Annotated in this window: 17 protein-coding genes and 1 riboswitch; of the genes, 10 read left to right on the top strand and 7 right to left on the bottom strand. The window is 67.9% G+C overall.

What is annotated here, in order from left to right:
* The first annotated feature begins 67 nt into the window (after positions 1–67).
* Both ftsZ and lpxC read left to right on the top strand, forming a co-directional pair.
* Positions 68–1288, top strand: a complete 1221-nt coding sequence (gene ftsZ, locus H9658_RS11960) for a cell division protein FtsZ (RefSeq protein WP_179568378.1) — start codon at positions 68–70, stop codon at positions 1286–1288.
* Between the two features lie 374 nt (positions 1289–1662).
* Positions 1663–2574: a UDP-3-O-acyl-N-acetylglucosamine deacetylase gene (lpxC, locus tag H9658_RS11965; protein WP_191825497.1), complete on the top strand. Its 912-nt coding sequence runs from the start codon at positions 1663–1665 to the stop codon at positions 2572–2574.
* Between the two features lie 148 nt (positions 2575–2722).
* On the opposite strand, the gene H9658_RS11970 is transcribed toward lpxC, so the two are convergent.
* Entirely contained in the window at positions 2723–3199 is a 477-nt protein-coding gene (locus H9658_RS11970) for a DUF721 domain-containing protein (RefSeq protein ID WP_191825498.1), read from the bottom strand.
* A gap of 10 nt (positions 3200–3209) precedes the next feature.
* Between H9658_RS11970 and H9658_RS11975 the strand changes: the two genes are divergently transcribed.
* From H9658_RS11975 to H9658_RS11990, 4 genes are all read left to right on the top strand, one after another.
* Entirely contained in the window at positions 3210–4157 is a 948-nt protein-coding gene (locus tag H9658_RS11975) for a M23 family metallopeptidase (RefSeq protein WP_179568373.1), read from the top strand.
* A gap of 164 nt (positions 4158–4321) precedes the next feature.
* A complete protein-coding gene (gene secA, locus H9658_RS11980; RefSeq protein WP_191825499.1) occupies positions 4322–7060 on the top strand; it encodes a preprotein translocase subunit SecA in 2739 nt (912 codons plus the stop codon).
* A 276-nt stretch (positions 7061–7336) separates the two neighbouring features.
* Complete coding sequence (locus tag H9658_RS11985; protein ID WP_406848122.1) at positions 7337–7720, top strand: VOC family protein; 384 nt, start codon at positions 7337–7339, stop codon at positions 7718–7720.
* A 231-nt stretch (positions 7721–7951) separates the two neighbouring features.
* Positions 7952–8914 (top strand): Nudix family hydrolase, encoded by a 963-nt coding sequence (locus tag H9658_RS11990; protein ID WP_191825501.1) that lies wholly within the window; start codon positions 7952–7954, stop codon positions 8912–8914.
* 114 nt (positions 8915–9028) lie between these two features.
* Here H9658_RS11990 and H9658_RS11995 read toward each other — a convergent pair whose 3' ends face one another.
* The 3 genes from H9658_RS11995 to H9658_RS12005 all read right to left on the bottom strand — a co-directional run bounded on the left by H9658_RS11995 (position 9029) and on the right by H9658_RS12005 (position 12667).
* Positions 9029–9667, bottom strand: a complete 639-nt coding sequence (locus tag H9658_RS11995) for a DUF4124 domain-containing protein (protein ID WP_191825502.1) — start codon at positions 9665–9667, stop codon at positions 9029–9031.
* Positions 9668–10071: 404 nt separating this feature from the next.
* Complete coding sequence (gene metF, locus H9658_RS12000) at positions 10072–10896, bottom strand: methylenetetrahydrofolate reductase [NAD(P)H] (RefSeq protein WP_179568363.1); 825 nt, start codon at positions 10894–10896, stop codon at positions 10072–10074.
* Between the two features lie 343 nt (positions 10897–11239).
* A complete protein-coding gene (locus H9658_RS12005; protein ID WP_191825503.1) occupies positions 11240–12667 on the bottom strand; it encodes an alpha-amylase family protein in 1428 nt (475 codons plus the stop codon).
* A 337-nt stretch (positions 12668–13004) separates the two neighbouring features.
* On the opposite strand from H9658_RS12005, the gene H9658_RS12010 reads away from it, so the two are divergent.
* On the top strand, positions 13005–13928 hold the full coding sequence (locus H9658_RS12010) for a M14 family metallopeptidase (RefSeq protein WP_191825504.1): 924 nt from the start codon (positions 13005–13007) through the stop codon (positions 13926–13928).
* A 259-nt stretch (positions 13929–14187) separates the two neighbouring features.
* Positions 14188–14745, top strand: a complete 558-nt coding sequence (locus tag H9658_RS12015; RefSeq protein WP_191825505.1) for a DUF3228 family protein — start codon at positions 14188–14190, stop codon at positions 14743–14745.
* A gap of 45 nt (positions 14746–14790) precedes the next feature.
* On the opposite strand, the gene H9658_RS12020 is transcribed toward H9658_RS12015, so the two are convergent.
* From H9658_RS12020 to ahcY, 3 genes are all read right to left on the bottom strand, one after another.
* Positions 14791–15345: a transglycosylase domain-containing protein gene (locus H9658_RS12020; RefSeq protein WP_191825506.1), complete on the bottom strand. Its 555-nt coding sequence runs from the start codon at positions 15343–15345 to the stop codon at positions 14791–14793.
* A 216-nt stretch (positions 15346–15561) separates the two neighbouring features.
* Positions 15562–15936: a hypothetical protein gene (locus H9658_RS12025; RefSeq protein ID WP_191825507.1), complete on the bottom strand. Its 375-nt coding sequence runs from the start codon at positions 15934–15936 to the stop codon at positions 15562–15564.
* A gap of 309 nt (positions 15937–16245) precedes the next feature.
* Positions 16246–17691, bottom strand: a complete 1446-nt coding sequence (gene ahcY / locus H9658_RS12030; RefSeq protein WP_145705491.1) for an adenosylhomocysteinase — start codon at positions 17689–17691, stop codon at positions 16246–16248.
* 35 nt (positions 17692–17726) lie between these two features.
* A riboswitch (S-adenosyl-L-homocysteine riboswitch) is annotated at positions 17727–17825 on the bottom strand.
* 367 nt (positions 17826–18192) lie between these two features.
* Between ahcY and ppc the strand changes: the two genes are divergently transcribed.
* Positions 18193–20910 (top strand): phosphoenolpyruvate carboxylase, encoded by a 2718-nt coding sequence (ppc, locus tag H9658_RS12035; RefSeq protein ID WP_191825508.1) that lies wholly within the window; start codon positions 18193–18195, stop codon positions 20908–20910.
* Positions 20911–21024: 114 nt separating this feature from the next.
* Positions 21025–21591 carry a TetR/AcrR family transcriptional regulator gene (locus H9658_RS12040; RefSeq protein ID WP_179568349.1) on the top strand — a complete coding sequence of 189 codons (567 nt, stop codon included), beginning with the start codon at positions 21025–21027 and terminating at the stop codon, positions 21589–21591.
* The last annotated feature ends 27 nt before the right edge of the window (positions 21592–21618 follow it).

Consider the following 21618-nt stretch of genomic DNA (forward strand, 5'->3'; position numbering starts at 1 on the left):
GCAGGATCGGAGTGCTTCCGAATCCCCACTCCCGAATCCCGAATCCCGGCTCAAAGAGGACACGGACATGGCGCATTTCGAACTGATTGAAAAGATGGCACCCAACGCGGTAATCAAGGTGGTCGGCGTGGGCGGCGGCGGCGGCAACGCGGTCGCGCACATGGTCAGCAGCAGCGTGGACGGCGTGGAGTTCATCACCGCCAACACCGACTCGCAGGCGATCAAGAACTGCGGCGCCAAGCTGCAGCTGCAGCTCGGCACCAACGTCACCAAGGGCCTGGGCGCCGGCGCGAACCCGGAAGTCGGCCGCCAGGCCGCGCTGGAAGACCGCGAACGCATCATGGACGCGCTGCAGGGCGCGGACATGGTGTTCATCACCGCCGGTATGGGCGGCGGCACCGGCACCGGCGCTGCCCCCGTGGTCGCGCAGCTGGCCAAGGAGATGGGCATCCTGACCGTCGCCGTGGTCACCAAGCCGTTCCCGTTCGAAGGCCGCCGGCGCATGCAGGTCGCGCTGAAGGGCATCGAGGAACTGAGCCAGCATTGCGACTCGCTGATCACCATCCCCAACGAAAAACTGATCACCGTGCTCGGCCGCAACGCCACCATGATCCAGGCGTTCCGCGCCGCCAACGACGTGCTGCAGGGCGCCGTGCAGGGCATCGCCGACCTGATCGTGCGTCCGGGCCTGATCAACGTCGACTTCGCCGACGTGCGCACCGTGATGTCGGAAATGGGCCTGGCGATGATGGGCACCGGCTCGGCCCGCGGCGACGACCGCGCGCAGGCCGCGGCCGAAGCGGCGATCCAGAACCCGCTGCTGGACGACGTCAACCTGGCCGGCGCCAACGGCATCCTGGTCAACATCACCGCCGGTCCGGACTTCACCATGGCCGAGTTCGACGAGATCGGCCGCACCATCGAAGGCTTCGCCTCGGAAGACGCGACCGTCGTGGTCGGCACCGTGCTCGACCCGGACATGCAGGACGAAGTGCGCGTGACCGTGGTCGCCACCGGCCTGAACCGTGCCGTGTCGCGCCAGACCCAGCGTCCGGAGCAGCGCGCGCCGATCAAGCTGGTGCGCAACGCGACCACCGGTCAGCCGGAATTCGGCGACTTCGAGCATGGCGGCGACGCCGTGTCCAAGGCGGTCGGCGGCGCGATGGGCCTGGGCCTGCGGCGCCCGAGCAGCGATGCGATGGGGTCTTCGGCACCGGCACCGGCGGCGGCCGATCTGCCCAACGACTACCTGGATATTCCCGCGTTCCTGCGTCGCCAGGCCGACTGATGCCGTCCCTGGCGCGACAGGTCGGCTTGCGGATGGCCCGGCCTGGCCATCCGTGGCCAGGCGCGGGTCGGCGTGCGAGGCAGTGCTTCGCAAGCACGCCGCCCGCCCTGCGCCGCCAGGCCGACTGACGTTTCGCCAGGCCGGCCCTGCGCCGGCCGCAACACCGCCGATCGGGCCTGTCCGCCCGGGCGGCGCGCCGTGTCCTTTGCTGCCGGGTCGTTTCGACCCGGCAGGTTTTTGCGACCGCGACGCCGGCCTGCGCCAGCGTTGCGCAAATAGGACGCTGTGACCGTCTTGTTAAAATTTGGCTAAACGCGTGATATTCTCAATTCCGTTCAGTTCCCGTCTGAGCGGACGTTCCCAGACTGTCTCCCATGACCCAGCAACGCACCCTCAAGAACACGATCCGCGCCACCGGCGTGGGCCTGCATAGCGGCGACAAGGTGTACATGACCCTGCGTCCTGCGCCGGCCGATCACGGCATCGTGTTCCGGCGCGTCGACCTGGAACCGGCAGTGGAAGTGCCGGCCGATGCCGAGCTGGTCACCGAGACCACGCTGTGCACCGGGCTCAGTCGCGGCGACGCCAAGATCCAGACGGTGGAACACCTGATGTCGGCGATGGCCGGCCTCGGCGTGGACAACGCCATCGTCGAGCTGTCCTCGGCCGAATTGCCGATCATGGACGGCTCGTCCGGCCCGTTCGTGTTCCTGCTGCAGTCGGCAGGCATCGTCGAGCAGGGCAAGCCCAAGCGTTTCATCCGCATCAAGCATCCGGTGGAAGTGCGCGACGGCGACAAGATCGCCCGCTTCGAGCCGTACGACGGCTACAAGCTGGGCTTCACCATCCAGTTCGATCACCCGATGATCCCGGCCAAGCAGTCGCGCCAGGAAATCGAGTTCTCGACCATGGCCTACATCAAGGAAATCTCCCGCGCGCGCACCTTCGGGTTCATGCGCGACCTGGAGTACATGCGCGAGCGCAATCTGGGCCTGGGCGGGTCGATGGACAACGCCATCGTGCTCGACGAGTTCCGCGTGCTCAACGACGATGGCCTGCGCTACGCCGACGAGTTCGTGCGGCACAAGATCCTCGATGCGATCGGCGATCTGTACCTGGCCGGCGGCGCCATCCTCGGTGCCTACGAAGGCTACAAATCCGGCCATGCGCTGAACAACAAGCTGGTGCGCGCGCTGCTCGCCGAGCAGGCCGCGTGGGAGTGGGTGAGCTTCGATTCCAAGGCCGTGCCGGCACCGGTGGCCTACGGGGCCGTGGCTTACGCCTAAAGTTTTCCGCCCCGCGGCCGGGGGCGGTCCGGGATCACGGAATGGGCGATCCGTCGCACCTTTGACCCCTCTTAACTTCTATTTAACGAATCGATAACGACCGCGACGCCGGCGCCCGCTAGGATGCGTCGGGTCGTGACGTGCGTGTCTACGTACGCAGACCGCGCCGGCCGGAGGCCGTCGCTGCTTCAGGCGTCGTGGAATCGACGTCCTGCAAGGACGCCAGCGCGTCGCGCAATCCCTTGTGCGTCGCCGCGGAAACCGGTGCTGGCTTGCTTCTTGCCTGTTGCATTGGGGAATGCGCGGATGCAGTCGCAGTCTTGACGGTCACCCTGGTGGCCTTCAGCCCGAGGGACCGGGCCGCAGCGAGGATATCGGCCTCGGCGAGCCTTACCCGGGCGTGCCAGACCGGAGAGTCAACGAGAAAAACGAGCTGTTCGCCGTTCACATTGGCCAACCGACACCGGGAGGCCAGGTTCGGCGGCAGATGGGGGCGCAACTGTCGGTCCAGCGCGTCGAGCCACAAGGCACGCCGCAACGGGTCGCCCACCTTGTCCGCCAATGCGGCGTCCAACGCCGGCATCGGCGCGGTGGTATGGCCCTCGCCGGACTTTCGCTTAGACATGAAAACTCATATGGCGTTTAAGAAGATCGTAATCAATTCGCGTGAAAAGGGGATAAAGGACCTGCCGTGGCGGCTGCGCGAGTTCGCAGACCGGCGTCCCCTGGCCGTGCTGGGCACGGTGCTGGCGGTGGGCATGGTACTCGGCATCGGCGTCAGCGCCGCGACCGGCTTCGTCGGTTCGGCGCAGCTGCGGGCCAAGGTGGAGCGGCAGGACGCGGAGCTGGCGCAGGTGCGCCGCGACGCGCAGACCCAGGTCAACGCGCTGGCCGCGCGGCTGGGCGAGCTGCAGGCGCAGGCCACGCGCCTGAACGCGCTGGGCGAACGCCTGACCCGCATGGGCAAGCTGCAGGACGGCGAATTCGACTTCGACCAGCCGGTCGGCGTCGGTGGCGGCGACGACGAGGTCAGCCAGGACATGCCGGCGCCGCAGCTGAGCAAGGAACTGGACGGGCTGCAGCAGCAGTTCGCCACCTCCGGCCAGCAGCTGTCGGTGCTCGAATCGCTGCTGTTCGACCACCAGCTCGACCAGAACGCGGTGCCGTCGCGGATGCCGATCCGCAACAGCTACATCACCTCCGGTTTCGGCGGCCGCGCCGATCCGTTCGGTCGCGGCGCCGGCAACCACAAGGGCATCGACTTCCACGCCAACGTCGGCGACCCGGTGCTGGCCGTGGCCGACGGCGTGGTCAGCTACTCGGGCGTGCGCGGCGGCTACGGCAACGTGGTCGAGGTCGATCACGGCAACGGGTATGTCACCCGCTACGCGCACAATTCGCGCTTGTCGGTGAAGGTCGGCGACCTGGTGCGGGTCGGCCAGGAAGTGGCCAAGGCCGGCTCCACCGGCCGTTCCACCGGTGCGCACGTGCATTTCGAGGTGTGGAAGGACGGCGTGGTGATGAATCCGGCCAAGTTCCTCGGCGATGGCGCCACGCCGGTGGGCCGCCGCGGCCGCGGCTGACGCAGCGCTGGGGCGGCGATGCCGGCGCTTGAATCGCCGGAGCCCGCCCCAAGCTACAATAGGCTTTGCCACGACAGGGCGCCTCGCGCCCTGTTTCGTTTGCGGCCCGCCGATTCCCTGGGGGATCGGGCCGTATGGGCGTTCCTTTCCAACCGGTTCCTTCAATGATCAACAGTCTGCTTACTCGCGTTTTCGGTAGTCGCAACGAACGCCAGCTGCGTCAGCTCCACCGTATCGTCGCCAAGGTCAATGCGCTGGAACCGGAGATGGAGCAGCTCTCCGACGCGCAGCTGCAGGCCAAGACCCCGGAACTGCGCGGGCGCATCGCCGGCGGCGAGAGCCTGGACAAGGTGCTGCCGGAAGCGTTCGCGGTGTGCCGCGAGGCCAGCCGCCGCGTGCTCGGCATGCGCCACTACGATGTGCAGCTGATCGGCGGCATGGTCCTGCACCTGGGCAAGATCGCGGAAATGCGCACCGGCGAAGGCAAGACCCTGGTGGCGACGCTGCCGGTGTACCTCAACGCGCTGGAAGACAAGGGCGTGCACGTCGTCACCGTCAACGACTACCTGGCACGCCGCGACGCCGCGCAGATGGGCAAGCTGTACAACTGGCTGGGGCTGAGCGTGGGCGTGGTCTATCCGGGCATGCCGCACAGCGACAAGCACGCCGCCTACGCCGCCGACATCACCTACGGCACCAACAACGAATTCGGCTTCGACTACCTGCGCGACAACATGGCGCTGTCCAAGGCCGACCGCTACCAGCGCGGCCTGAACTACGCCATCGTCGACGAAGTGGACTCGATCCTGATCGACGAGGCGCGCACCCCGCTGATCATCTCCGGCCCGGCCGACGATTCGCCGGAGCTGTACATCCGCGTCAACCGCATCGTGCCGCAGCTGACCAAGCAGGAGTCCGAGGAAGGCGAGGGCGACTTCTGGGTCGACGAGAAGGGCAAGCAGGTGCACCTGTCCGAGGCGGGCATGGAGCACGCCGAAGAGCTGCTGCGCGCCGCCGGCATCCTGACCAACGACGAGGACCGCCTGTACGGCGCGCAGAACCTCAGCGTGGTGCATCACCTCAACGCCGCGCTGCGCGCGCATGCGATCTACCAGCGCGATGTGGACTACATCGTGCGCGACGGCGAAGTGGTCATCGTCGACGAATTCACCGGCCGCACCCTGCCGGGCCGGCGCTGGTCCGACGGCCTGCACCAGGCGGTGGAAGCGAAGGAAGGCGTGCCGGTGCAGCGCGAGAACCAGACCCTGGCCAGCATCACCTTCCAGAACCTGTTCCGCATGTACAAGAAGCTGTCCGGCATGACCGGTACGGCCGACACCGAAGCCTACGAATTCCAGAGCATCTACAACCTGGAAGTGGTGGTGATCCCGACCAACCGCCCGACCATCCGCAAGGACTGGCCGGACCAGGTGTTCCTCAACCGCCAGGGCAAGTTCAACGCGGTGCTCGCCGACATCGAGGATTGCGCCAAGCGCGGCCAGCCGGTGCTGGTCGGCACCACCTCGATCGAGACCTCGGAGATGCTGTCCGAGCACCTGCGCAAGGCCGGGGTCAAGCACGAGGTGCTCAACGCCAAGCAGCACGAGCGCGAGGCGCAGATCGTCGCCAACGCCGGCCAGCCGGGCGCGGTGACCATCGCCACCAACATGGCCGGTCGCGGTACCGACATCGTGCTCGGCGGCTCGCTGGAAGCGGAGCTGCACGCGCTGGGCGAGGACCTGAGCGACGCCGAGCGCGCGCGCCTGAAGGCGGCCTGGCAGGAGCGCCACGACGCGGTCAAGGCCGCCGGCGGCCTGCACATCATCGGCACCGAGCGCCACGAATCGCGGCGTATCGACAACCAGCTGCGCGGCCGTTCCGGCCGCCAGGGCGATCCGGGTTCCTCGCGCTTCTACCTGTCGCTGGAAGACAACCTGATGCGCATCTTCGCCTCCGACTGGGTGCAGAAGGCGATGCGGATGATGGGCATGAAGGAAGACGACGTCATCGAGGACCGCATGGTCAGCCGCCAGATCGAGAAGGCGCAGCGCAAGGTCGAGGCGCACAACTTCGACATCCGCAAGAACCTGCTCGACTTCGACGACGTCAACAACGACCAGCGCAAGGTGATCTACGCGCAGCGCGACGAACTGCTCGACGCCGAGTCGGTCAAGGACAACGTCGACGGCATCCGCGACGACGTGATCTACGACCTGGTGGCGCGCTTCGTGCCGCCGAATTCGATCGACGAGCAGTGGGACCTGGCCGGGCTGGAAGCGACCCTGGCCAGCGACCTGGGCCTGTCGCTGTCGCTGACTGACCTGGTCAAGCGCCACGAGGAACTGGACGCGGCCGGCATCGCCGAGAAGGTGCGCGAGGAAGTCGATCGCCACTTCCAGGAGAAGGAGACCGCGGTCGGCGGCGAGACCATGCGCGCGCTGGAGAAGCACGTGATGCTGACCGTGCTCGACCAGAGCTGGAAGGAGCATCTGGCGCGCATGGACTACCTGCGCCAGGGCATCCACCTGCGCGGCTACGCGCAGAAGCAGCCCAAGCAGGAATACAAGAAGGAAGCCTTCGAACTGTTCTCGGAGATGCTCGAGCACGCCAAGCGCGAGGTGGTGACCTTGCTGGCGCGCGTGCGCATCCGCAGCGAGGAAGAGGTGGCGGCGCTGGAAGCGCAGGAACGGCAGCAGATGGAGGCGCAGTTGCGCCAGGCGCAGTTCCAGCACCAGGACGTCGGCGGCTACAGCGCCGACGAGGAGGCTGAGCAGGTCGCGCTGGGCGCCAACGCGCCGCAGGTGGCGCAGGTCACCCGCGAGGCGCCCAAGGTCGGCCGCAACGATCCGTGCCCGTGCGGGAGCGGCAAGAAGTACAAGCATTGCCATGGGCAGTTGAGTTAAGAGCGCTGTTGCGCAATCGCGCAACAGCCCCACGTTTGGCTTCGCAAAACGTGGGTCCCGGCTCATCTCTCCCCAAATCCCCGCGCCTATCGGCGCGCCCCCTTCACTAAAGGGGGCTCGGCTCCAGACGGGGTGCGGTGATTGGTCAAACCCTTGTATCTGCAGCCCCGCCTTGTGCGGGGCGCTTTGTTTTGGTGGCGGTCCGGACGAGGGCTTGCCTGTGTGGCGTGTCGCGCGTTCTGCGGGTAGGGTGCCGGGTGTCGCCATTGCCGTTGGATGCATGCCGTGGAGCGTTCCGCCAGTTTTGAATTGAAGGTGTTCGTGCCGGCGCGGGACTTCGCGCTGTCCGTGGAGTTCTATCGCGAGGTGGGATTCGTGGCGGAGCCGCTTGGCGACGGCCTCGTCTGTTTCCGCCATGGCGAGCGCTGTGCGTTCCTGCTGCAGGATTCCTACGAGCAGGCACTGGCGCACAACCTGATGCTGCACCTGTGGGTGGAGGATGCCGATGCCTGGTGGCGGCGGCTGGGTGCCGCGGATCTGGCCGGCCGCTTTGGCGCGCGCCTTGGTGAGCCGGAGGATCGGCCGTGGGGCATGCGCGACTTCACCCTGCACGATCCGGGCGGGGTGCTGTGGCGGATCGGGCACGACTTGCCCGGGTGAGCGGGGAGCGGGCGTCCGGGCGGTGGCGGTACCGCCGGCACAGCTGTCCGTGGGTGTATCCATTCGCATGGCCGCATGCGGTCGGTTTCGTCGTTGTTGCCGCGTCGTCCAGGCCGTCGCCTCGCCGTACGTTGGCCGAATGCGTGCGGATCGCTGCCGCGATACGCGGATCGCCGACGATGTGAACCGGATTCATTGCGTTGGCACCGCCGAAGACGGCAAGCTTGCGCCATGTCCGAACCGCTCAGATCCATCCATGTCGTCGCCGGGGTCATCACCGATGCCCGCGGCCGTATCTTGCTGGCCCGGCGTACCGAGGGGCGCGACCTCGCCGGCCTGTGGGAGTTCCCCGGCGGCAAGCGCGAACCGGGCGAGACCTCCGAGCAGGCCCTGGTGCGCGAGCTGCAGGAGGAACTGGGCATCGAGGCGACGGTCGGCGCGCAGCTGATGGAAGTGCCGCAGCGCTATCCGGACAAACGGCTGCGTCTGGAGATGCGCCAGGTACTGTCGTGGAAGGGCATCGCCCGCGGCCGCGAGGGCCAGGCGCTGACCTGGGTGGCGCCGGACAAGCTGAGCCGCTACGCGATGCCGCCGGCCGACCAGCCGGTGGTGGCGATGCTGCGCCAGCCCGATCGCTATCTGGTGACGCCGGAGCCGGTCGATCCCGAGCGCTGGCTGGCGTCGCTGGAACGCGCGCTGCAAGGCGGCGTGCAGCGCGTGCAGTTGCGTGCGCGCAGCCTGCCGGCCGGGCACTGGCAGCCGCTGGCGCGGGCCGCGGCGGCGCTGTGCGCGGCGCGCGGCGCGCAGGTGCTGGTCAATCGCGATCTCGCGCTGGCGCAGGAGTTGGGGGTCGGCGTGCACCTCGGCGCGGAGCAGTTGCCGCAGTTCGACGCGCGTCCGCTGCCGGCGGGGCAATGCGTTGCCGCGTCCTGCCATCGCGTCGAAGAGCTGCACGCGGCGCAGCGGCTCGGCTGCGATTTCGCCGTGGTCGGCCCGCTGGCCGCCACCGCCAGTCATCCCGGCGCCGCGCCGCTGGGGTGGGAGGCGTTCGAGCGCCTGCGCGAGGAAGTGGCGCTGCCGCTGTACCCGATCGGCGGCCTGCTGCCGGCGCAGGTGGCCGAAGCGCGCCGCCATGGCGGCCAGGGAATCGCCGCGATCCGTGGGCTGTGGCCGTTGGACGTGGACGCCGCCTGAGCGGGGGTTGTGGGAGCGGCTTCAGTCGCGACGGGCATTACAAGTGATGCCTGCCGCGATCGAAGTAACTCCTCCAGCATCGCGCCGATTGCGAATTCCCAAGCCGAAAGCGCGCTAGAAACTGATCCAGAAACAGTTGTACTGGCGGCGCAGGCCCAGCACCGTCGATGTCGGGGTCGCACTGCTGCCGAGGGTCTGCTCCAGGCGCAAGCCGGTCGCGCGTGCGCGCGGCGGTGTGACGTTGTCGCCGGCCGATGTTTGGGGTGTTCCGGCGGCGGCATCGGGTGTGCGTTGCTCGGCAGCGGCCAACGTGCCGGACGCCGGGCGCGTGGCCGCGGGGTAAGCCGCCTGCGCCGACGGGTCCGGCAACACCGGCACGATCGCCACCAACGGACGCTGGGTGATCGCGTCGAGGCGGTCGAGGATGCGCCGCGCCGCCTCGTCCGAGACCCCGTTCCACCAATACAGCGTGGACAGGCGATTGACGTCGCGCGCGTCCACCGCGGTGCGGATCTGCTGCGCCAGTTCGCTGAGCCGGCGCACGCATTGCGGCCGGTACAGGCCGCTGGCGCCTTCGCTGGCCGCACTGGGCGCGGTGCGCGGCGGCAAACGGTCGATCGCACCCAGGTCTTCGCAACGGCGATCGCTGAACACGGTGGCGCCGTCGGCGCCGGTGCAGCGATTCACCTTCTGCGCGGCGGCAGGCGCGGCGCACAGGCACAGCAACAACAGGATCGACGGGGGCGCGCGCATCGCGCCAGCCTAGCCGCAGGCCTGGTGTGTGGGAAGCTGCGCCAGGTGAAGGTGGCAACGTGGGCGAGGCATGTGAGCGCGCACTGAGGGATAAGGACATCGGTCCTGATCCTTCGCGAGCATGGTGTGTCTGACTGCTTCGCTCGTCGCGGCTGAAGCCGCTCCTACAAGGTTCGGACGTGCGGGCGCCAGGAGTCTTGTAGGAGGGGCTTCAGCCCCGACCGATCGGTTCCGACGCCGGCCAGGTTTCCCGCTCCGTTTGTCGCGGCTGAAGCCGCTCCTGCAGGGGGTTGTGCGAGGCGCTGCGAAGGCTTTTGTGGCAGGGACTTCAGTCCCGACGCTGTGCACTATCGGGATGCTGCTGCTTCGCCGATTCGCGCTGAAGCTGCAGACGCAGACGCCGCTCACGCCAAACGCGACAGCACGCCGACGGTGGGCTTGGCCAGGTTGAGCGTGTAGAAGTGCAGCGACGGCGCGCCGCCGGCGAGCAGGCGTTCGCACAGCGCCGCGACCAGGTCGGCGCCGAACTCGCGGATCGCCTCGGCATCGTCGCCCAGGGCCTGCATGCGCTTGCCGATCCAGCGCGGGATCTCCGCGCCGCATTGCTCGGAGAAACGCCTCAGCTGGCTGAAATTGGAGATCGGCATGATCCCCGGCACGATCGGGATCTGCACGCCGAGCTTGCGCACCGCGTCGACGAAATGGAAATACGCGTCGGCGTTGTAGAAGTACTGGGTGATCGCGCCGTCGGCGCCGGCGTCGACCTTGGCCTTGAAGTGGCGCAGGTCGCTCAACGCGTCGCTGGCCTGCGGATGCGTCTCCGGATACGCACCGACCTCCAGATGGAAGGCGTCGCCGTGCTCGGCGCGGATGAAGGCGATCAGGTCCGCGGCGTAGCGCAGGTCGCCGGGGTGGCCCATGCCCGAGGGCAGATCGCCGCGCAGCGCGACCAGGCGCCGGCAGCCGATCGCGCGGTACAGCTTGAGCAACTCGCGGATCTCTTCGCGGCTGCCGCCGACGCAGGACAGGTGCGGCGCGGCCTCGAAGCCGTGGTGCTGCTTCAGATGGCGCACCGTCTCGGAGGTGTAGCTCAGCGTCGAGCCGCCAGCGCCGAAGGTGCACGACACGTACTCCGGTGCGTAGGTCTTCAGGCGTGCGGCGGTGCGGTCCAGCTGCGCACGCTGTTCGTCGGTCTTGGGCGGGTAGAACTCGAAGCTGATGGCGGTCATGGGCGCGGCGCGTCAGGTGATTGCCGGAGTATATCTCTTCATCCGGATGGATGTGCGATCAGGTCCGATTCCGGCTGTCCGCTGGCCGGCCGGCTCACGAGCGGCGGTGCTGCATGGAAGATGGTCGAAATGCCGCCCATATGCGTCATCGCGCGGTCGATGGGCGCCGTGGCAAGCGCGCAATGCAGTCGGCTGCGACCGATGTGCATGGTGTGCGCGCGAATCGCCGCTGTTCGTGAGTGCCGGCCTGCAAACGCCAGCCGGGATCGCGCGGGGGGCACCGGCTGCGGCACAGCCGTGCGGCAGCGGTCGCCGCCGCACGGCTACGCAAGGTGCGCCAGGATCAGCGCTTCCACATCCGCGCCTGCCGCGGCGGCAGGCTGAAGGTGTAGCTGCTGCTGGAAATGCGCACCACGCTGCCCGAGCCGAGCGCGTCGCTGTAGTCCACGTTCCAGCGCAGCACGCTGCCGCTCATCGCCACCGTGGCGCTGACCGCGGTACCGCACTTGTTGATGCCGACGATGCCCAGATCGCCGCGGCGGAACAGCAGGTGGCAGGCATCGTGCGACAGCACCTGCATGTCGCTGCCCTGCGCGGCGTTGTGGAAGCCGATCATGCGCTTGAGGTCGTCGCGCTGGTAGGCGTCCACCCAACGGTTGTCGCCGCTCTCGTTGTTGTCCGAGTACACCATCGGCACGCCGCCGTCGCGGCCGAGCAGATACGCGTAGGCCAGGGTCTCGTCGACCGGGTCGAGGATCGCGTAGCGGAAGCCGGCGTTGTTGGGAATGTCGTGGGTGACCGCGAAGGTCACCGCGCGGTTGCCGGGCAGCGCCTGGCCGTAGGCGCCCGGATCGACCAGCAGGTCCATGCTGCCGCCGTAGGCGAAGGCGTTGCGGATCGAATTGAACAGCGGGAAATCGTAGGCCGCGTGCGGCGTGGCCTGCAGGTAGGGCGCGAGGAACTGGTCGTAGTCGGCGTTGCCGCTGCCGCCGCCGGTGATGACCTCGCCGAACACGTGCACCCCGGAACGGATGCCGGCATCGAGCACGCGGTTGAGGTGGTCGAAGGTCATGTGCTTGGCCGCGTCGATGCGGAAGCCGGTGACGCCCAGCGCCTTCAGCGCCTGCAGATAGCTGCGCTCCTGCTGCACCACCCAGTCGTTGCCGACCAGGTCGGGCAGGCCCGGATCGCTGCCGCCGCCGCAGATGCGGTAGGTGCGGACCTGGTAGGCGTCGTTGTAATCGGTGATGCATTGCGCCGGACCGAAATCGCCGGCGCCGAGGAAGTTCACCGACAGGTCGCCGAACAGCCGCAGCGATGCGTAGCGCGACGGATCCGCGGCGTACTGCGACAGCACCGCGCTGCCGGGATAGTTCAGGTCCGGGCGCGTCGCCGCCTCGTTGGCCATGTGGTTGAGCACCACGTCGGCATAGGTTTCCACGCCGACATCGGCCAGCGCCTGCACCATGCTGGCGAAGTCCTCGGTGTCGCCGAGCGGGTTGTCGATCACGCGCATGTCCTGCGGCTGGTAGCGCGCCCACCAGGCGCTGCCCTGCGAGCGGTAGGCCGGCGCCACCATCACCTTGTGATAGCCGGCCGCGGCGATCTGCGCCGCCCTCGCTTCCACGGTGGCATAGGGCCAATTGAAGGCGTGCAGGATGACATCGGCCTGGGCGCTGGCGGTGGCCAGGGTCAGCAGCAGGCCGACGAGGAACAGGCGCCAGCGGTGCGGGCGCAATGGAGCGATTGCAGCGGCGGGCAGTTCGCGCATCACACAGATCTCCTTCGGTCGGGACGCCGCGCATGCCGGGCGCGCTGCGTGGCGTCGGGAAATCCGGCCCCCTTCCGGACGCGCCGCACACGGCGTGCGGCGCTGCGTGGATGCTAAGCGCGCATCGCGGCGCAGCATGCGCGGGCTACATACGTATTCATTGCATTGGCCGATGCAAAGCGGGATCGGCATCTGGTTCTGTCGGCGCTGTGCGGCGCGCGAGCGCATTGCATGCGAGGCATACATGTCGATGCGGCCGCGAGCTTACGTGGCCGCGGTGGCCGGCGTTTCCCGGTGCTAAAGTCATCCGCCTCACCTGTACATGCGGACTCGCACGATGACACTCGATCCCTTTTATCCGATCGGCACGCCCGGCATTCCCTGGGGGCAAGGGGAAAAGGCGGCGTGGCTGGCGCGGCAGCGTCGCCAGCGCAGCTACCAAACGGACGTGGTGGCGGCGATCGAGCGCATGCGCGGGCCGCTGGAGATCGTCGAGTACGGCGTGCTGGAGTACGCCGGGGAGCGTTATTCGCTGCTGGCGTTGCGCAGCCGCGCGTGGGACGACGCGTTGCCGTGCATGCTGGTGACCGGCGGCGTGCATGGTTACGAAACCAGCGGCGTGCATGGTGCGCTGCAGTTCGCCGACCGCCACGCGTCCGAGCACGCCGGCCGCGCCAACCTGCTGGTGGTGCCGTGCGTGAGTCCATGGGCCTACGAGCGCATCCATCGCTGGAATGCGGATGCCATCGATCCCAACCGGTCGTTCCGCGAGGACAGCCCGGCGCAGGAATCGGCCGCGCTGCTGCGCTTGGTCGCGCCGTTGCGCGGGCGCGTCGCGATGCACATCGACCTGCACGAAACCACCGACAGCGACGAATCCGAGTTCCGGCCGGCGTTGGCCGCACGCGATGGCGTCGCCTACGAGCCTGGCGGCATTCCCGACGGCTTCTATCTGGTCGGCGACAGCGAGAATCCGCAGCCGGCGTTCCAGCAGGCAGTGGTGGCCGCGGTCGCGCAGGTCACCCATATCGCGCCCGCCGATGCCGAGGGCGAGATCATCGGTTCGCCGGTGGTGGCGCATGGCGTCATCAACTACCCGGTGAAAAAGCTGGGCTTGTGCGCGGGCATCAGCGATGCGCATTACACCACGACCACCGAGGTCTACCCCGACAGCCCAACGGCGACGCCGGAGCAATGCAATGCCGCGCAGGTGGCGGCGATCCGTGCGGCGATCGGCTACGCGTTGGCGCATCCGCAATAGACGCAGGGCGTTAAGTCGGCACGTGCTGCGTGGCTGCGCACTGTCAGACATCGCCGCGCCGACTTTTTTGCAGGACCGGTTTCGACCAGGGGCTCTAGCGGCAAGGCGTCCGGGTTGAAACCCCTCCTGCAGAAGGCGGTGCGCAACGGCGGCCTAGCCGAATCGATGCGATGACGCTCCCCACCTGGGGGCGGTGGCCATGGTGTGCATCGCCCGGTGAGCGCGCTACGCTTGATCTCTCCTCGTGACCGTCGCCGCCATGTCCATCGTCCTGACCCCCTTCGCCCGCACCCGCCTGTTCCCGCGCGACGCGCGCCGCAACGCGATCCAGGACTGCACGCCGGAACAGTTCGAGCGCCAGCTCAACGACGCCACGCCGCTGCGGGTGCTGGACGGCTACGCGCCGTTCTGCAAGCTGCACGTGCATCCCAACTGGACCTCCACCCGCTGCCTGACCGTGCCGATCACCGAGGTCAATCGCCACCTGCTGCGTTCCGGCTACGAAGCGCGCAGCAGGGAAGAGTTGCCGGTGCTGGTGCGCTGGTTCGAAGGCGTCGAGCCGCCAGTCGCTTCATATCTGCTGCCGATCCTCTACAGCCGCGAACAATTGGCGCGCGAGGGTGCGCCGATCGACGCAGAATGGGGCGTGGTCGGTTGCCTCTACACCGCCGAACCGCAGGAGATCCCAATGGCACCGATCACCATGCTGCGCAACGCGCTGGGCGTGGAAGAGGGTGGCTCGGGCGTGGCGCTGGATCGTGAGGCCTACCGGCGCAGCGTGGCGTTCTGGGAGAGCAATGCGAATTGGCGGCCATAGTGGCCACGAGACGCTAGGCCGGTCACGGCATTTCGCCCGAACGTGTCAATGTCTGGTTTGAGCTCGCGCCAGCAGAAGGTCTCGGCGCCGTTCCAGGCGCGACTTGTCGTGCAGATAGAGGCCCGGTGCCCAGAGGATGGCAACGACCGTGGCCGCTTCGGCATCCGACAGCGCACTGGCAGGCTTTGCGTAGAGTTTCTGCGACAGCTGGCTGATGCCATGTCCGACGCCGTTGTAGGACAAGGTGCTGTACAACGCCAGGATTTGGTCCTGCGACAGGTGCAGCGACACCAGAAGATCCCACACGACGACGCGCACATGCCAGGAAAGCGCGTTCTCGTGACGTGGCGTCCCCAGGCGCGCCAGCAGCAAGCGGGCGACGGCGGTGGATGGCGGATAGGTGGAGCGATGCGCCGCATCGATGTAGCGGCGGATCGACGCCGGTGGATCGCGATCTTCTGGCGGAACGCGGTTCAGAAGCGCTCGAATTTCCATTTGGCGCGGCTGAAATGCCAGGACGTCGTAGGCGGCGATCGCGGCGATTGATGCAAGCAAAAGTGCCGCGACAGATTTCAGCGTCGATAAGGCGATGCTTTTCATCGGCAACCGCCCATGAGCAGGTCAAGCCGCGAAGCCGGCTCGGCGCGCATGGGATTCCCCGTCTGTTGGCTGAAAGCGCTGGGTGAGAAGGCTGCCAGCATCATTGCCTTATCAACGATCGCCGAATTCGGGGTGGATATACCGTCGGCGCAACAATGAGCAGCGATGAAGCCTCTCTGCGGTCCGGCCACGTACGCGAGCGAGGCTGGGAAATGGTCAGTCTGCGCACATCGCATGGACGCGCCCGCCTTCGATGTATTTGTAACAACCGAAGGTTGCGACCCACGCTGAACAACTGCCGATTGCTGCTACGCCCAGCGGCAAGTTTTCAGCAACCAGGCAGCTTCCCTGGCACTGCGCGCTATCGGTGCATATCTTGAGTGCATCGGTCGTCCTGACCGCGCAAGATTTCGGACCGCCGGGCAAGCCCTGTTCCGACCAGAACTGGCCGGCCGCCTTGCATGCGGACTCGGTCGAAGGGATGGCTGGTTTTTCGGCCAATGGAATATCTGTCAATTGCTTATGCTGCAGATCTCTGACGCAGCCCATGGAAAGCAGAAGCAGGGCGAGGCACGGCAATGATCGTTTCATGATCGCCGCCTGTCGATTCGTTGGTGGGGGACCGCTCGGGTAGCGGATCCGAGTAGGCTTTCAAGCCATCGGGACGCCCTGCCGGTGTCACGCGCGGGTCTGATCATGATGTCCGTTCCCTGGATGCAGGCCGATGCGACGCTATCACCGGCCTCCATCGTGTACAAGCGACCACTGGTCCCTGGAACTCGGCCATTTCCGCGATGACCGGATTTTTCTCGAAAGCGCCTGGCCACCAACAAAGAACGGGCGCCTTTCGGCGCCCGTTCTCTTAGCTCTTCGCGTTAGACGGATAAACCCGCCAACCACTCAGTACCGGTAATGCTCCGGCTTGTACGGCCCGTCGACCGACACGCCGAGGTAGGCAGCCTGGTCGTCGCTGAGCTTGGTCAGCTTTACGCCGATCTTTTCCAGGTGCAGGCGCGCCACTTCTTCGTCCAGCTTCTTCGGCAGGCGGTAGACCTGCTTTTCGTAGCTGTCCTTGTTCTGCCACAGGTCGATCTGCGCCAGGGTCTGGTTGGCGAAGCTGTTGGACATCACGAAGCTGGGGTGGCCGGTGGCGCAGCCCAGGTTGACCAGGCGGCCTTCGGCCAGCAGGAAGATCGCGTTGCCATTCGGGAACACGAACTTGTCCACCTGCGGCTTGATGTTGATCTTCTGCACGCCGGGATACTTGTACAGCGCCTCGACCTGGATCTCGTTGTCGAAGTGACCGATGTTGCAGACGATGGCCTGGTCCTTCATCTGCGTCAGGTGCTCGATGCGGATGATGTCCTTGTTGCCGGTGGTGGTGACGTAGATGTCGGCCTGGCCCAGGCTGTCTTCGACGGTGTTGACCTCGAAGCCTTCCATCGCCGCCTGCAGCGCGCAGATCGGGTCGATCTCGGTGACGATGACGCGGGCGCCGTAGGCGCGCAGGCTGTGCGCCGAACCCTTGCCGACATCGCCGTAGCCGCAGACCACCGCGACCTTGCCGGCCAGCATCACGTCCATCGCGCGCTTGAGGCCGTCGGCCAGCGACTCGCGGCAGCCGTACAGGTTGTCGAACTTGCTCTTGGTCACCGAGTCGTTGACGTTGATCGACGGCACCAGCAGGGTGCCGGCTTCGGCCAGCTGGTACAGGCGGTGCACGCCGGTGGTGGTTTCCTCGGACACGCCCTTCCAGTCCTTGACCACGCGGGTCCAGTAACCGGGGCGCTCGACCGCCACGCGCTTGAGCAGGTCCTTGATCACCTGCTCTTCGTGCGAGGACGCGGGTTCGTCCACCCACTTGGAGCCGTTCTCCAACTCGTAGCCCTTGTGGATCAGCAGGGTGACGTCGCCGCCGTCGTCCACCACCAGCTCCGGGCCGGTCTGGGTGCCGTCGGCCAGGGTGAAGGTCAGCGCGTCGAGGGTGCAGTCCCAGTATTCCTCCAGGCTCTCGCCCTTCCAGGCGAACACCGGAGTGCCGGTGACGGCGATCGCCGCGGCGGCGTGGTCCTGGGTGGAGAAGATGTTGCACGAGGCCCAGCGCACGTCGGCGCCGATGTCCTTCAGCGTCTCGATCAGCACCGCGGTCTGGATGGTCATGTGCAGCGAGCCGGTCACGCGCACGCCGGCCAGCGGCTTGGCGGCGGCGTACTGGCGGCGGATCGACATCAGGCCCGGCATCTCGTGCTCGGCGATGTCCAGCTCCTTGCGGCCCCAATCGGCCAGGGAGATGTCGGCGACCTTGTAGTCGCCCTCGGTGGAAAAGCTCTTGCGTACAGCGTTCATCGGTAGTGCTCCGGTCAATGGCGAGAAAACTCGCGAAGGTCCGGGCGCCGTTGTCGCTCAAGCCTGCCGCCGAGCCTGGCCGGGTCTGGAGGTGGGAAACCCACCTCGACACGGTCGCAGCGCCCCTCGGCGGAGGAACACCCGATTATAGCGGCTGCGGCGTGCTGCACTTGAATGGGGCGGTGGCCCTGGGACGTGGCGCACGCCCAAGGCCCGGTTCGGCGACCACGGCCGCGCCGCCGCCTGCCGGCCGGTGCGCCCCCGGAGCCAGCCCTTCGATTCGCTGGTGCGTGCTCCTGGTGTCGCCAGGCCTCCCCGTGGGGGCGACTTCAGTCGCGACGAGGCTTCTCTGGAAAGCCTCGCGACCGAGATCGCTCTCGCAGGGGGGACGCCTGCGCCGGCCCACGATGGTTCGCTTTGTAACCGTTACCACGCCGGGCGAGGGACTAATACTTTTGGGTTAGTCTTGCGGCGCCCCCACAGCCGAGCCATGCGTTTCCGATGAACGAGTACCGCAGCAGCATCGTGTTTGCCACGCCCGACATCCCCTTGCGCGACGACGTCCGCCGACTGGGGGCGCTGGTCGGCGACCTGCTCGCCGAGCAGGTGTCTGCGGAGTTCCTCGACGAGATCGAAACTGTCCGCACCACCGCGATCGCGCGCCGCGAGAGCGATGCGCCGCCGTCGTCGCTGAGCGAGCAGCTCTACGGCCGCACGCCGCGCGACGCCGAGGCGCTGGTGCGCGCCTTCAGCACCTACTTCCAGGTGGTCAACATCGCCGAGCGCGTGCACCGCATCCGCCGCCGCCGCGACTACCAGCGCAACAGCGCCGACACGCCGCAACCGGACGGCCTGCACGACGCGCTGCGCCGGCTCAAGGCGCAGGGCGTGAGCGCGCAGGAACTGGGCGAATGGTTGCCGCGCATCGACGTGGAGCCGGTGTTCACCGCGCACCCGACCGAGGCGGTACGCCGCGCGCTGCTGGAGAAAGAACAGTTGATGGTCGCCAGCCTGGTCGACAACCTCGATGGCATGCGCACCCCCGGCGAGCGCGCCACCGATGCGGCGCGCTTCCGCATGGCGCTGACCGCCTCGTGGCAGACCGCCGATTCCTCGCCAGTGCGTCCGACGGTGGAAGACGAGCGCGAGCATGTCGGTTTCTACCTGACCCAGGTGCTGTACCGGGTGGTCCCGGTGATGTACGAGACCCTGGAGCACGCGATCGAGGAAACCTACGGCGAGCCGGTGCCGCTGCCGCGGCTGCTGCGGTTCGGCACCTGGGTCGGCGGCGACATGGACGGCAATCCGAACGTGGATGCCGGCACCATCACCGCCACGCTCGACGCGCAGCGCCGCGCGGTGCTGGATCGCTACCTGAAGGAACTGTGGCAGCTGGCCAGCCTGCTCAGCCAGTCGACCACGCTGGTGGCGGTCAGCGATGCGCTGCTGGCGCAGCTGGAACGCTACCGGCACCTGCTGCCCGAGGCCGCGGCGCGCTCGCGGCCGCGGCATGGCGACATGCCGTACCGCCTGCTCAACGACCTGATGCGCGCACGCCTGCAGGCGACGCTGGACGACGCGCCGGGCGCCTACGCCACGCCGGCCGAACTGGCGCAGGACCTGCAGTTGATCCTCGACAGCCTGCAGGCCAACAAGGGCCTGCACGCGGGCTGGTTCGCGGTGCGCCGGCTGCTGTGGCGGGTGCGCAGCTTCGGCTTCCACCTGGCGCGGCTGGACGTGCGCCAGGAGTCCAGCGTGCACGCGCGCGCGGTCGCCGCGGCGCTGGGCGAGGACGAGTGGGACGCACGTTCGGCGCAGGACCGTGCCAGCGTGCTCGGCGCCTATGCCGGCGGCGAGCGGATCCTGCCGGCCGCCCCCGAGGATGCCGGCAATGCACGCCTGGACGCGGTGTTCGCCGCGCTCGCCGACGCGCGCGCGCGGCATGGCGCCGATGCGCTGGGCAGCTACATCATCAGCATGGCGCACAACCGCGCCGACGTGCTGACCGTGCTGGCGCTGGCGCGGCGCGGCGGCCTGGTCGATGCGCAAGGCGCGGTGCCTTTGGACATCGTGCCGCTGTTCGAGACGGTGGACGACCTGCGCGGCGGCACCGACACGCTGCGCGACCTGCTCGCCGACCCGGTCTATCGGCGCCACCTGGCCGCGCGCAACGACGTGCAGATGGTGATGCTCGGCTACTCGGACAGCGGCAAGGACGGCGGCATCGCCGCCTCGCGCTGGGGCCTGCAGCGCGCGCAGGTGGAACTGCTCGATGCGGCCGCCGACCTCGGCATCCGCCTGACCTTCTTCCATGGCCGCGGCGGTTCGATCGTGCGCGGCGGCGGCAAGACCACGCGCGCGCTGGAAGCGGCGCCGCGCGGCAGCGTCGACGGCCGCCTGCGGGTGACCGAGCAGGGCGAGGTGATCCACCGCAAGTACGGCATCCGCGCGCTGGCGCTGCGCTCGCTGGAGCAGATGACCGGCGCGGTGCTGCTGTCGAGCATGCGTCCGCGTGCGCTGGACGCGCGCGAGGACGCGTGGCGGCCAGTAATGGACATCGTCGCCGAGCACAGCACCCGCGCCTACCGCAGCTTCGTCGGCGATGCCGAATTCATGCGCTATTTCCGCCTGGCCACGCCGATCGACGTGATCGAGCGGATGACCCTGGGCTCGCGGCCGTCGCGGCGGCTGGGCCAGGATGCGGCGCTGGACAACCTGCGCGCGATCCCGTGGGTATTCGCCTGGAGCCAGGCGCGCGCGGTGATCCCGGGCTGGTACGGCGTCGGCAGCGGCCTGCGCGCGGCGGTGGAGGCCGGCCACGAGGACACGCTGCGCGAGATGGCCGCCGACTGGCCGTTCTTCCGCACCTTCCTCGACGACATCGCGATGGTGCTGTCCAAGGGCGACCTCAACATCGCCGAGATGTTCTCGCGCCTGGCCGGGCCGCTGCACGAGCGCTTCTTCCCGCGCATTCGCGACGAACTCGCGCTGACCAAGGGCTGGGTGAAATCGCTGACCGGGCAGGCGTCGCTGCTGCAGCACGACCCGCGGCTGGCGTTGTCGATCCGCCTGCGCAATCCCTACATCGATCCGATCAGCGTGTTGCAGGTGGACCTGCTGCAGCGCTGGCGGGCCACCGACGGCGAGGACGAGGACCTGCTGCGCGCGTTGGTGGCCTGCGTCAACGGCGTCTCGCAAGGCGTGCAGAACACCGGCTGAGCAGCGGCCGGACCGGACCCGGTGGCCGTGCTTCCAGCATCGCCACCGGGCCGCCGGACGCGGTCCGGCCAGCACCGCGCTTGCAAGTGGACAAAATTGTCCGATAATCCCGGCATGGATCTCCGTGCCGATGCCGCCCAACGTCGCCGCCTGCTGCTCGATGCGGCCGACGAAGTATTCTGCGAGCACGGCGTGCTCGCGCCGCTGGAGTTGGTGGTCGAACGCTCCGGCGTGGGCCGGGCCACGCTGTACCGCAATTTCGCCGACCGCACCGACCTGATGATCGCGCTCCTGCAGCGCGCCCTGGACGGGCTGGAATGCTGCGCGCGCGATATCGGCGAGCGCCCCGACGGCCTGTTCCTGCTGCTGCGCGATGTCGCCGAGCACATCGCGATGTCCGCGCCGCTGGCCGACTGCTGGCGCTCGATGCCGCGCGACCATCCGCAGATCGAAGTGGCGCATGCGCGGCTGATGGCGATCCTGCTGCCGTTCCTGCAGCGCGCCACCGACGCCGGCCTGTGCCGCCAGGGTCTGGACGGCGACGACCTCACCTTGTTGATGGACATGCTCGGCGCCTGCCAACGCGGCAGCGACGAAGCCGAACGCAAGGCCTTGGCGCTGCGCGGTTGCCGGCTGCTGTGCCATGCGCTGGCCACGCCCGCGGCGGCGGCGACGCTGTGAGCCTGCGTCGCGAGCGAGGGCAGGGCC

It is taken from the genome of Xanthomonas bonasiae, from assembly GCF_014836395.1.
Taxonomy (GTDB): Bacteria; Pseudomonadota; Gammaproteobacteria; order Xanthomonadales; family Xanthomonadaceae; genus Xanthomonas_A; species Xanthomonas_A bonasiae.

Bases quoted from the DNA above. Each gene is read 5' to 3' on its own strand.
- ftsZ (WP_179568378.1), top strand. From the start codon at position 68: ATGGCGCATTTCGAACTGATTGAAAAGATGGCACCCAACGCGGTAATC.
- lpxC (WP_191825497.1), top strand. From the start codon at position 1,663: ATGACCCAGCAACGCACCCTCAAGAACACGATCCGCGCCACCGGCGTG.
- H9658_RS11970 (WP_191825498.1), bottom strand. From the start codon at position 3,199: ATGTCTAAGCGAAAGTCCGGCGAGGGCCATACCACCGCGCCGATGCCG.
- H9658_RS11975 (WP_179568373.1), top strand. From the start codon at position 3,210: ATGGCGTTTAAGAAGATCGTAATCAATTCGCGTGAAAAGGGGATAAAG.
- secA (WP_191825499.1), top strand. From the start codon at position 4,322: ATGATCAACAGTCTGCTTACTCGCGTTTTCGGTAGTCGCAACGAACGC.
- H9658_RS11985 (WP_406848122.1), top strand. From the start codon at position 7,337: ATGCATGCCGTGGAGCGTTCCGCCAGTTTTGAATTGAAGGTGTTCGTG.
- H9658_RS11990 (WP_191825501.1), top strand. From the start codon at position 7,952: ATGTCCGAACCGCTCAGATCCATCCATGTCGTCGCCGGGGTCATCACC.
- H9658_RS11995 (WP_191825502.1), bottom strand. From the start codon at position 9,667: ATGCGCGCGCCCCCGTCGATCCTGTTGTTGCTGTGCCTGTGCGCCGCG.
- metF (WP_179568363.1), bottom strand. From the start codon at position 10,896: ATGACCGCCATCAGCTTCGAGTTCTACCCGCCCAAGACCGACGAACAG.
- H9658_RS12005 (WP_191825503.1), bottom strand. From the start codon at position 12,667: ATGCGCGAACTGCCCGCCGCTGCAATCGCTCCATTGCGCCCGCACCGC.
- H9658_RS12010 (WP_191825504.1), top strand. From the start codon at position 13,005: ATGACACTCGATCCCTTTTATCCGATCGGCACGCCCGGCATTCCCTGG.
- H9658_RS12015 (WP_191825505.1), top strand. From the start codon at position 14,188: ATGTCCATCGTCCTGACCCCCTTCGCCCGCACCCGCCTGTTCCCGCGC.
- H9658_RS12020 (WP_191825506.1), bottom strand. From the start codon at position 15,345: ATGAAAAGCATCGCCTTATCGACGCTGAAATCTGTCGCGGCACTTTTG.
- H9658_RS12025 (WP_191825507.1), bottom strand. From the start codon at position 15,936: ATGAAACGATCATTGCCGTGCCTCGCCCTGCTTCTGCTTTCCATGGGC.
- ahcY (WP_145705491.1), bottom strand. From the start codon at position 17,691: ATGAACGCTGTACGCAAGAGCTTTTCCACCGAGGGCGACTACAAGGTC.
- ppc (WP_191825508.1), top strand. From the start codon at position 18,193: ATGAACGAGTACCGCAGCAGCATCGTGTTTGCCACGCCCGACATCCCC.
- H9658_RS12040 (WP_179568349.1), top strand. From the start codon at position 21,025: ATGGATCTCCGTGCCGATGCCGCCCAACGTCGCCGCCTGCTGCTCGAT.